Below are 10,792 nucleotides of genomic sequence, written 5' to 3'. Positions count from 1 at the left end.
ACATTTGGGGAATATGCATAGATATCTACTGAATTTTTAGCAATGTATTTACGGATGTGAAACACCCTATAGAGCGAGCCCACTCGCCATCAGCATTTCGCTATCAAAAGTAAGTCAGGAGACAATTCAATGAGTACCCACAGCAGCACATCCCGCAGGCCGCCCAACCGCTGGCTCCAGCTCATCTTCGGCATCATCTGCATGGGCCTCGTGGCCAACCTGCAGTACGCCTGGACCCTGTTCGTCAGCCCGCTCGACGCCAAGAACCACTGGGGCCTGTCGGCGATCCAGCTGTCGTTCTCCATCTTCATCCTGGTCGAGACCTGGCTGGTGCCGATCGAAGGCTGGCTGGTCGATAAATTCGGCCCGCGTCCCGTCATCGCCGGCGGCGCCGTGTTCGCCGCATTGGGCTGGGTGATCGACGCCTACGCCACCACGCTGCCCGAACTGTATGCCGCCGCCGTCATCGCCGGCATCGGCGCCGGCTGCGTGTACGGCACCTGCGTCGGCAACGCCCTCAAATGGTTTCCGGACAAGCGCGGCCTGGCCGCTGGCCTGACCGCAGCGGGCTTTGGCGCCGGCGCGGCCGTCACCGTGATCCCGATCGCCAACATGATCCAGACTGCGGGCTACGAGCACACCTTCGTCTTCTTCGGCATCCTGCAAGGCGTGGCGATCTTCATCCTGGCGATGTTCATGGTGCGGCCGCAGCCGCCGGCCGGCGTGCAGCCAGCGCCGCGCGTGGTCACCACCAAGGTGGACTACCCGACCGGCAAGATGATCCGCACCCCCTTGTTTTGGCTGATCTACGCACTGTTCGTCGCGGTTGCCGCCGGCGGCCTGATGGCCACGGCGCAGATCGGGCCGATCGCCAAGGACTACGGCCTGGCCAAGCTGCCAATGAGCCTGTTCGGCATCACTTTGCCGCTGCTGACGATGACGCTGTCGATCGATAACCTGGCCAACGGCTTCACGCGTCCGCTGTGCGGCTTCCTGTCGGACCGCCTGGGCCGCGAAAACACCATGTTCTTCGTGTTCCTGGGGGAGGGCCTGTCGATGCTGGGCCTGATGAAGTTCGGCCACCATCCGATCGCGTTCATGACCTTCGCGGCGCTGATCTTCCTGTTCTGGGGCGAGATTTTCTCGATCTTCCCAGCGGTGTGCGCGGACACCTTCGGCGTCAAGTTCGCCGCCGGTAACGCGGGCACGCTGTACACGGCCAAGGGCACGGCTTCGCTGCTGGTGCCGCTGGCGTCGGTGCTGTCGGCCGGTGGCAACTGGGACCGCGCCTTCATCTTCTCGGCGTCGATCACGATCGCCGCAGCGATCGCGGCCAAGTTCGTGCTGCTGCCGATGCGCCGCCGCTTCATCGAAAACGCCAACGCGCAGTTGGCGGTGGCGGAGAAAAAACGCGTCGCTTGAATCGCGTCCGCTACTCTTTGAAGTATCGCTGGAATGCTTTTCGCAATTCTGGCGAAAGGGTAGCGGAGTCGATATGCTGGTGTCGAAATTGAGTAGCTAACTGGTCTGGCCCGCCGAACGCACGCGCCAGCCTTTGCGCAAGATCGGCGGCCAGCTGTTGCAGAACCGGCTGCGGGGTCTCTTCGAAAAAGCGCGCATCGAACGTCTCGCGCGCCGGCCCCGTCAATGTGCACTCCCGGCCCTGGATATAGAAGACCGCCCCGAGGGTGTCCAGCACGTAACGGGGCGAGCCTATTTGTTTGGAGTCGGGGCGTATGTAATAGCCTCCGACCACATAATAGGTTCGCGCCGCGTCGTGCGCGACCGCATATTTCCAAAGGCGCATTTGCTCCTGTGCGTTGCTCAGGCCCGCACACAGCTTCAATACTTCATCCGGAAGTTCATCCAGTTTCGCTTTGGCGATTTCAAATCGAAGGCCGAAAACGGGCTCCTGCAGAACGCGTGGCAGAACTTCATCCGCAAGTGCTGAACACGAGGCCAAGGACAAAAATGCACTGACGATAGCGCGCCTAGCGGCGGTAGACAACATAGGATGGCCTTTCCTTACGATAGGCCGGTCCCGGCCAAAACCCGTTCTGAACGAAATCCGAAATCCAGTTTTTGCCATCGTAACCTGCAATGTGACCTTCCTGGCGACCGTGTTCAGGTGGCTCGATGTCGACAATGTAACCCTTCATGAATAGGAAGCCTTCCGGACTCTCCACGCTGAGCTCACGAAAACCGTTTTTCAACAGAACGGGGCCGTACGTTTTGGCTGCCACCAAATGGCCGCTGGTGTCGGCCCCGCCGGCGTCGAGCGCGGTACGTACGAACTTTGCGCATTCTCCGTTGCCGAAACCGACCTTGTGAGCTCTTTCTCGCAGTTTCGTCGCGAATACATCAACATTGAAGGGCATACCTGGTTCCTTTCTATCGCTGGCCAACAGGGCGTTGACTGAATGGGGAGTTCCGCCGAGTCGCTCGACGAAATGCCAGCATAGTTGCGACCGAACGGAGGTTATTAACCCAGCGCAAGTTATCCAGTGTTACTGCCGCGGCGCCACAAGTTCACCGAGGCGCCAACGCGCGCAGTTTGGAGGTGTCGGAGAAAAAACGCGTCGCTTGAAATATGGGCCGTCGTTCCTGCGGAGGCAGGTACCCATGCTGAGCGTGACGAGCGGGGCAAGTCATCTCAGCATAGGCACCTGCCTTCGCAGGTGCGACATACGGCTCAGCGCGTGGCCCGGGTCCAGTACCCCGGCTGCGCGTAGGTCGCCTTCAACGCATCGATGAAGAAGCGCACCTTGGCCGGCAAATGGCGCTGCTGCATGTACACCGCAGTGATGTCGTAGTCGGGCAGGGCGAATTCGTCGAGCACCGTGATCAGTTCCCCAGACGCCAGCTGCGCCTGGATCTCCCAGGTCGAGCGCCACGCCAGCCCAATCCCCTCGCTGGCCCAGCGGTGCAGCAACTCGCCGTCGTTGCAGTCCAGGTTTCCCTGCACCTTGATAGTCACGGGCTTGCCGTCCTTCTGAAAATACCAGCCGCGCTGCTGACCGCCCTGGAGGTTGAACGCCAGGCAGTTGTGCCCGGCCAGATCGTCCAGCGTCTGCGGTATGCCGTTGCGCTCGAAATACTCCGGCGTGCCGCACACCACGCGCCGGTTGGTCGCCAGTTTCACCGCCACGAAATTCGGATCGAGCACGCCGCCGATGCGGATTCCCACGTCATACCCCTCGCGCACCAGGTCGACCACGTGGTCGGTCAGGTTGAACGAGATCTGCACCTTCGGATTGGCGGCGACAAACGCCGGCGCATGCGGCGCCACGTGCAGCCGCCCGAACGCCGCCGGCGCCGACACGATCAAATGGCCGCTGGCCTTGTGCCGGCCCTCCGACACGATCGTCTCCGCGATATCGACATCGGCCAGCAGCTTGCGGCAATGGTCGAGGAACACCTGGCCTTGTTCGGTGAGGGTGAGGTGGCGCGTGGTCCGGTGCATCAGCTTCACGCCCAGCCGTTTTTCCAGCGCGTCGATGCGACGTCCCAGCATCACCGGTGTGATGTGCTGCTCCAGCGCCGCGCGCGCCAGGCTGCCTTTTTCGACCACGTCGACAAAGGCTTCCATCTGTTTGAGCTTGTCCATGGTTCCACGCTTCTGCTTGTAAAAATCATCTGGCTTTGCCAGGAATTTTTGCCTGACTGGCCGTGCGTCTGGTAGCCGGTTTCCATCTTGGCTTACTGACCAGATCCAAACAAAAGTAGGTTTTCACTTTTGTTTGATTTGTATTATTCCATACCTGGAGTATCGAATAAACCGATATTTTGTCGTCTTATCACGGGCCCGTTAAACCTCTAGCATAGGCTCATCGAGTAAATGCAATTCAATCCTGGAGAACGACATGGCAAAGATGACGGCAGCCGAAGCGGCAGTCCACGTGATGGAAAAGGAGGGAGTCAGCGTCGCCTTCGGTGTGCCCGGCGCGGCAATCAACCCGTTGTATGCGGCCCTCCGCAAGCGCGACAGCATCCGCCACATCCTGGCGCGCCACGTCGAAGGCGCCTCGCACATGGCCGAAGGCTACACCCGCGCCAAGGCCGGCAACCTCGGCGTGTGCATCGGCACCTCCGGTCCGGCCGGCACCGACATGATCACCGGGCTGTATTCGGCCCAGGCCGATTCGATACCTATTCTTTGCATTACCGGCCAGGCGCCGCGCGCCCGCATGTACAAGGAAGACTTCCAGGCGGTCGACATCGAGTCGATCGCCAAGCCGGTAACCAAGTGGGCCGTCACCGTGCGCGAGCCCGCGCTGGTGCCGCGCGTGTTCCAGCAGGCCTTCCACCTGATGCGCTCCGGCCGCCCCGGCCCGGTCCTGATCGACATGCCGTTCGACGTGCAGATGGCGATCATCGAGTTCGACCCGGACACCTACGAGCCGATGGAGCTGTACAAGCCGAAGGCGACCCGAGCCCAGGCCGAGAAGGCGCTGACGATGCTGAACGAAGCCGACCGTCCTTTGATCACCGCCGGGGGCGGCATCATCAACGCCGACGCATCGGCTTTGCTGGTCGAATTCGCCGAGATCACCGGCGTTCCTGTCATCCCGACCCTGATGGGCTGGGGCTGCATTCCCGACGACCACCCGCAGATGGCGGGCATGGCCGGGTTGCAGACCAGCCACCGCTACGGCAATGCCACGATGCTGGCGTCCGACTTCGTGATCGGCATCGGCAACCGCTGGGCCAACCGCCACACCGGCAGCGTCGAAGTGTTCACCAAGGGCCGCAAGTTCGTCCACATAGACATCGAGCCGACCCAGATCGGCCGCGTGTTCGGCCCCGACTTCGGCATCGTCTCGGACGCCAAGGTGGCCCTGCAATTGCTGGTCGACGTGGCGAAGGAATGGAAAGCCGACGGCAAGCTGGCCGACCGCTCCGAATGGCTGGCCGAGTGCCAGGAACGCAAGCGCACCATGCTGCGCAAGGGCGACTACGACAACGTGCCGGTCCAGCCGCTGCGCGTGTACCACGAGATGAACGAATACTTCGGCCGCGACGTGCGCTACGTCGCCAGCATCGGCCTGTCGCAGATCGCCGCGGCGCAGTCGCTGCACGTGCACCACGCGCGCCACTGGATCAACTGCGGCCAGGCCGGCCCGCTCGGCTGGACCATCTCCGCGGCGCTGGGCGTGCGCGCCTCCGACCCGACCGGCGACATCGTCGCCATCTCGGGCGACTACGACTTCCAGTTCATGATCGAGGAGCTGGCCGTCGGCGCGCAATTCAAGCTGCCCTACATCCACGTCCTCGTGAACAACTCCTATCTGGGCCTGATCCGCCAGTCGCAGCGCGGCTTCGAGATGGACTACTGTGTGCAGCTCGGCTTCGAAAACGTCAACGTCGATACACCGGAACTGGAGGGAAGGGGCGTTGATCACGTCGCCGTGGTCGAAGGCCTGGGCTGCAAGGCGCTGCGCGTGTTCCGGCCGGAAGACATCATTCCCGCGTTCGACAAGGCGCGCGACCTGATGAAGCAGCACAGCGTGCCGGTGGTCGTCGAGATCATCCTCGAGCGCGTGACCAACATCGCGATGGGCACCGAAATCGACGCCATCAACGAATTTAACGACGTCCTCGATGTCAAATAAGAAGGAGCGCATTATGCCGAAATTAGCCGCAAACCTGACGATGCTGTTCAACGAAGTCGACTTCCTCGACCGCTTCGGCGAGGCAGCGAAGGCCGGCTTCAAGGGCGTCGAATTCCTGTTCCCGTATGCGTACGAAGCGGGCCGCATCGCCGAGAAGCTCGACGCCAACGGTCTGCAGCTGGTGCTGCACAATCTCCCGGCCGGCAACTGGGAAGCGGGCGAGCGCGGCATCGCCTGCCACCCGAACCGCAAGGGCGAGTTCCAGGACGGCGTGGGCAAGGCGATCGCCTACGCCAAGGCCCTTGGCGTGAAGCAGTTGAACTGCCTGGCCGGCATCAAGCCGCCCAACGTCACCGACGGCGAGGCATACGGCGCGCTGGTCGATAACCTGAAATTCGCCGCGAAGGCGCTGCAGGCCGAGGACATCCGCCTGCTGGTCGAGCCAATCAACACCTTCGACATCCCTGGCTTCTACCTGCACGGCACCGAGCAGGCGCTGAGCATCATCCGCGAAACCGGCTCGTACAACATCCTGGTCCAGTACGACATCTATCACATGCAGCGCATGGAGGGCGAGCTGGCCGCGACCATCAAGGCCAACCTGGCGAAGATCGGCCACATCCAGCTGGCCGACAATCCAGGCCGCTTCGAGCCCGGCACCGGCGAGATCAACTACCGCTACCTGCTCGGCATGCTCGACGAAATCGGCTACACCGGCTGGGTGGGCTGCGAATACAAGCCGAAGGACGGCACGGCCAGGGGACTGTCCTGGATCGCCGCGCACGGCATCAATCAATAAATCGGAGGAGACAATAATGACGACCAAAGTAGGCTTCATCGGGCTGGGCATCATGGGTGCGCCAATGGCGGCCAACCTGCAGGCGGGTGGCTGCAAGCTGTACCTGCACGACCAGAAGAACCCGCCCGCCACGCTGATCGACGGCGGCGCCACCGTCTGCACCTCGGGCGCGGAAGTGGCCAAGCGGGCCGACATCATCATCGTGATGGTGCCCGACACGCCGCACGTCGAAGCGGTGCTGTTCGATGCCGACGGCGTTGCGGCCGGCCTCTCGACCGGCAAGATCGTCGTCGACATGAGTTCGATCTCGCCGATGGCGACCAAGGAGTTCGCCAAGCGCATCAACAAGCTCGGATGCGACTACCTCGATGCCCCGGTGTCCGGCGGCGAGGTTGGCGCGCGCGCCGCATCGCTGACGATCATGGTTGGCGGAGGGGAAGAAGCGTTCGGCCGCGTCAAGCCGCTGTTCGAGATGATGGGCAAGAACATCACGCTGGTAGGCGGCAACGGCGACGGCCAGACCACCAAGGTGGCCAACCAGATCATCGTCGCGCTGAACATCCAGGCGGTGTCCGAGGCGCTGCTGTTCGCGTCGAAGGCCGGCGCCGATCCGGCCAAGGTGCGCCAGGCGCTGATGGGCGGATTCGCCTCGTCGCGCATCCTCGAAGTGCACGGCGAACGAATGGTCAAGCGCACATTCGCGCCGGGCTTCCGCATCGAGCTGCACCAGAAGGACCTGAACCTGGCGCTGCAGGGCGCCAAGTCACTCGGCGTGTCGCTGCCCAACACCGCCACGGTGCAGGAGCTGATGAACTCCTGCGCGGCGCACGGCGGCAGCGCGCTCGATCATTCTTCGCTGTGCCAGGCGATCGAGCGCATGTCCAACCACCAGATCGCCAAGGGCTGACATGGATGACCCGCGCCGCTTCCTGCTTGACCTGTTCGGCGCGGCGGTCGGCGCCGTGACCGCGGAAGGCTGCCTGCCAGCCTTCCTGCCGGAGCCGCCCGCCAACGGCCGCACCATTGTCGTCGGCGCCGGCAAGGGCGCCGCAGAGATGGCGCGCGTGCTGGAATCGCACTGGAAAGGTCCGCTCGAAGGCGTGGTCGTCACCCGCTACGGCCACCGCGTGCCGTGCGAAGGCATCGAGGTGCTGGAGGCGTCGCATCCGGTGCCCGACGCGGCTGGCGAGCAGGCCGCGCGGCGCATCCTCAACACCGTCGCGGGCCTGACCGAAAATGATCTGGTGATCTGCCTGATTTCCGGCGGCGGTTCGGCCTTGCTGGCGTTGCCGGCGGAAGGCGTCACTCTGGCCGACAAGCAGGATCTGAATCGCGCGCTGCTCGCGAGCGGCGCCACCATCGGCGAGATGAACTGCGTGCGCAAGCATCTGTCGGCCATCAAGGGCGGACGGCTCGCGCTCGCGTGTGCGCCGGCGCGCGTGGTCACGCTGCTGATCTCCGACGTGCCGGGCGACGATCCCGGAGTGGTCGCCAGCGGCCCGACCCTGGCGGACGCCGGCACCTGCGCCGACGCGCTGGCGATCCTGGCGCGCTACCGCATCGAAGTTCCTGCCAATGTGATGCGCGTGCTCGAATCGGGCGACGGCGAAACGCCGAAGCCGGGCGATCCGCGGTTTGCCCGCAACAGCGTCCATATCATCGCTTCCGCGCAGATCGCACTGGAAGCGGCGGCCGCCGCGGCGTGCGCCGCCGGCATTACGCCATATATATTGTCCGACGAGATTGAAGGAGAAGCGCGCGACATCGCATTGATGCATGCGGCGATGGCGCGCGCGGTCTCGCTGCGCGGCCAGCCTTTCGCCAAACCGTGCGTGATTTTGTCCGGCGGCGAGACGACGGTGACGGTGCGCGGCAAGGGCCGGGGAGGGCGCAATACCGAGTTCCTTCTCAGCCTGGCGGTGGCGCTGAACGGCCAGGCCGGCATCCATGCGATCGCCTGCGACACCGACGGCATCGACGGCTCCGAGGACAACGCCGGCGCGCTGCTGGCGCCCGACACGCTGGTCCGCGCCGGCGCGCACGGTTTGCGCCCGCGGGCAATGCTGGACAATAATGACGGAGTCGGATTCTTCGAAGCGCTGGGCGACCTGGTTGTTTGCGGTCCAACGCTCACCAACGTCAACGATTTTCGCGCGATCCTGGTCTTGTGAGCGGGAGCGCGCATGAAGGGATAGCCATGAGCACACTGATATATACGCACCAGGACTGTTTCAAGCACGAGCCGGGTTCGAGCCACCCGGAGTCGCCGCAGCGATTGAAGGTGGTGCTGGAGACCTTGCGGGCGCCGGAATTCGAGGCGCTGTCGTGGCGCGACGCGCCGATTGGCACGCGCATGCAGGCGATGCTGGTGCACGACCAGGACTTCGTTGACGCGATCGCCGACGCGGCGCCGGACAGCGGCCGGGTTGCGCTCGACGGCGGCGACACGGTGATGTCGGCCGGCTCGTGGAACGCGGTGATGCGCTGCATCGGCGCGGCCTGCGCGGGCGTGGATGCGGTGATGGCGGGGGAGGCGGACAACGTGTTCTGCGCCACGCGGCCGTGCGGGCACCACGCCGAGCCGGATCGGGCGATGGGCTTCTGCATCTTCAACCAGGCCGCGATCGCCGCGGTGCACGCGGTGCAGAAGCATGGGCTCGAGCGGGTGGCGGTGGTGGACTTCGACGTCCATCACGGGAACGGCACGCAGGCGGCGTTCTATGCGCGGCCCGAGCTGTTCTACGCGTCGAGCCACCAGTCGCCGCTGTATCCCGGCACTGGCAGCAGGACCGAGACGGGCGTGGCGCACAACATAGTCAACGTGCCGCTGCCGCCGGGCTGCGGCTCGGTGATGTTCCGCGAACGGATCGAGGCCGAGATGCTGCCCAAGCTGCGCGCGTTCAGGCCGGACTTCATCATCATCTCGGCGGGCTTCGACGCGCACAAGCTCGATCCGCTGGCGGGCATGAGCCTGGAGGATGACGACTTCCGCTGGGTGACCGAAAAGCTGATGGAGATCGCGGACGAGGAGTGCGCTGGCAGGATCGTTTCGATTCTCGAGGGCGGTTACAGCGGCGAAGGACTGGCTGGCGGCACTGCGGCGCACGTGAAGGCGCTAATGGCGTAAGCCGGTCGGGGTCTGGTCCTGCGGACCTGACCCCATTTTTTGTTTCGATCGTATTCGTATGAAGATGGGGACAGGTCCGCAGGACCAGTCCCCGCCAATCTGCACGCGAAAAAAAGCCGCGGCCCTTGCAGGTCGCGGCGAAAATACTTCGGAGTGAAACGTGGGCGATTCTGCACGCCCGTGCCGCCGTTCGCCTTGACTGAAGTCAAGAATTCGGGATTCACCGCGCCGCCGGCTTCGGCATCGGGATCAGCTTGTCGATCAGCGCCGCTCCCTCGTCGAGCAGGAACTGCTTGAACGCGCGCGCCACCGGCGGCAGCCGCTTGTCGCGCCGGTGCACCACGTACCAGTCCAGCATCAGCGGAAATCCCTGCACCGGCAGCACCACCAGGCTGCCGGCCCTCAGCTCGGGCCCGATCGTGTGCGCCGACAGGAAACCGATCCCCATCCCCGCGATGATCGCCTGCTTGATCGTTTCCGTACTCTTGATCTCCATGCCGATGTTCAGGTCGCGCAGGTGCTCGCCAAAGCCGGCCTCCATCGAGAACCAGGTGTCCGATCCCTTTTCGCGCACCACGAACGATTCCTTCATGATCGTCTCCATCGAGATCCGCTTGCGACCCGCCAAGTGATGGCCGGGCGCCGCGACGATCACGTACGGGTGCGGCGCGAACGACTCGTTGAGCGTGTCGAGGTCGTGCGGAGGGCGCACCATGATCGCCAGGTCGGTCAGGTTGTTGGCCAGCTGGCCAAGCAGCTCCGGCCGGTTATGCACCGTCAGGTTCAGCGTGACGCCGGGATTCTTGCGCGCGAATTCGACCAGCAGGTGAGGGAAGAAGTAGTCGCCCGCGCTGATCACCGCCACGTTCAGACGCCCACCCGAGATGCCCTTGAAATGCGCCAGCGCCTCCTCGGCGTCCTGGAACTGCTTGATGATCGCGCGCGAGTGCCACAGCAGCTCGGCGCCGCCCTGGGTCAGGTAGACCTTTTTACCGAGCTGCTCGAATAGTTCGAGGCCGACGTGGCTCTCGAGCGTCTTGATCTGGGTGGAGACGGCCGGCTGGGTCAGGTGCAGCTCGTCGGCCGCGCGCGAAAAACTGAGGTGGCGCGCCACCGCTTCGAACACTTTCAGCTGGCGCAAGGTGGCGTTCTTCATGGGGACTCATTCCGATGTATTCAGGATCATGAATCATTATGCTTAATAACTTTAACTATTACTAATCATTTGTGCGGGTTACATTGAACTCACTGATT

10 protein-coding genes are annotated in these 10,792 nt (G+C 63.5%); 6 read left to right on the top strand and 4 right to left on the bottom strand.

The genetic code is table 11. The features are described 5' to 3' along the window. Nucleotides 1-129: 129 nt before the first annotated feature. The gene (gene oxlT / locus Q4S45_RS13100; RefSeq protein ID WP_305504826.1) at nt 130-1,422 is read left to right on the top strand and encodes an oxalate/formate MFS antiporter; all 1,293 of its coding nucleotides are present in this window, start codon (nt 130-132) and stop codon (nt 1,420-1,422) included. Between the two features lie 10 nt (nt 1,423-1,432). Here the strand turns inward: oxlT and Q4S45_RS13095 are convergent, their stop codons facing one another. The 3 genes from Q4S45_RS13095 to Q4S45_RS13085 all read right to left on the bottom strand — a co-directional run bounded on the left by Q4S45_RS13095 (nt 1,433) and on the right by Q4S45_RS13085 (nt 3,607). Next, nucleotides 1,433-2,011, bottom strand: coding sequence for a hypothetical protein (locus Q4S45_RS13095; RefSeq protein WP_305504825.1), 579 nt, complete (start codon nt 2,009-2,011; stop codon nt 1,433-1,435). Continuing rightward, nucleotides 1,992-2,378 (bottom strand): CHAP domain-containing protein, encoded by a 387-nt coding sequence (locus Q4S45_RS13090; RefSeq protein ID WP_305504824.1) that lies wholly within the window; start codon nt 2,376-2,378, stop codon nt 1,992-1,994. The genes Q4S45_RS13095 and Q4S45_RS13090 overlap by 20 nt, the downstream gene beginning before the upstream one ends. A 314-nt stretch (nt 2,379-2,692) precedes the next feature. Further along, complete coding sequence (locus Q4S45_RS13085; protein ID WP_305504822.1) at nt 2,693-3,607, bottom strand: LysR family transcriptional regulator; 915 nt, start codon at nt 3,605-3,607, stop codon at nt 2,693-2,695. Nucleotides 3,608-3,863: 256 nt separating this feature from the next. Between Q4S45_RS13085 and gcl the strand changes: the two genes are divergently transcribed. The 5 genes from gcl to Q4S45_RS13060 are packed head-to-tail and all read left to right on the top strand — an operon-like array spanning nt 3,864 to nt 9,538. After that, the gene (gcl, locus tag Q4S45_RS13080; protein WP_305504820.1) at nt 3,864-5,612 is read left to right on the top strand and encodes a glyoxylate carboligase; all 1,749 of its coding nucleotides are present in this window, start codon (nt 3,864-3,866) and stop codon (nt 5,610-5,612) included. 13 nt (nt 5,613-5,625) lie between these two features. Next, nucleotides 5,626-6,411 carry a hydroxypyruvate isomerase gene (hyi, locus tag Q4S45_RS13075; RefSeq protein ID WP_305504819.1) on the top strand — a complete coding sequence of 262 codons (786 nt, stop codon included), beginning with the start codon at nt 5,626-5,628 and terminating at the stop codon, nt 6,409-6,411. Nucleotides 6,412-6,427: 16 nt separating this feature from the next. Further along, entirely contained in the window at nt 6,428-7,318 is an 891-nt protein-coding gene (gene glxR / locus Q4S45_RS13070) for a 2-hydroxy-3-oxopropionate reductase (protein ID WP_305504818.1), read from the top strand. A gap of 1 nt (nt 7,319) precedes the next feature. Continuing rightward, entirely contained in the window at nt 7,320-8,582 is a 1,263-nt protein-coding gene (locus Q4S45_RS13065) for a glycerate kinase (protein WP_305504816.1), read from the top strand. A gap of 26 nt (nt 8,583-8,608) precedes the next feature. Further along, on the top strand, nt 8,609-9,538 hold the full coding sequence (locus tag Q4S45_RS13060; protein ID WP_305504815.1) for a histone deacetylase family protein: 930 nt from the start codon (nt 8,609-8,611) through the stop codon (nt 9,536-9,538). 220 nt (nt 9,539-9,758) lie between these two features. Here the strand turns inward: Q4S45_RS13060 and Q4S45_RS13055 are convergent, their stop codons facing one another. Next, complete coding sequence (locus Q4S45_RS13055) at nt 9,759-10,694, bottom strand: LysR family transcriptional regulator (RefSeq protein ID WP_305504814.1); 936 nt, start codon at nt 10,692-10,694, stop codon at nt 9,759-9,761. Nucleotides 10,695-10,792: the final 98 nt, after the last annotated feature.

The sequence above is a fragment of the Massilia sp. R2A-15 genome (assembly GCF_030704305.1).
GTDB lineage: Bacteria > Pseudomonadota > Gammaproteobacteria > Burkholderiales > Burkholderiaceae_D > JAFCUW01.
Note: the sequence above shows the minus strand (reverse complement) of the source record. Positions and strands in the feature narration are given on the sequence as shown.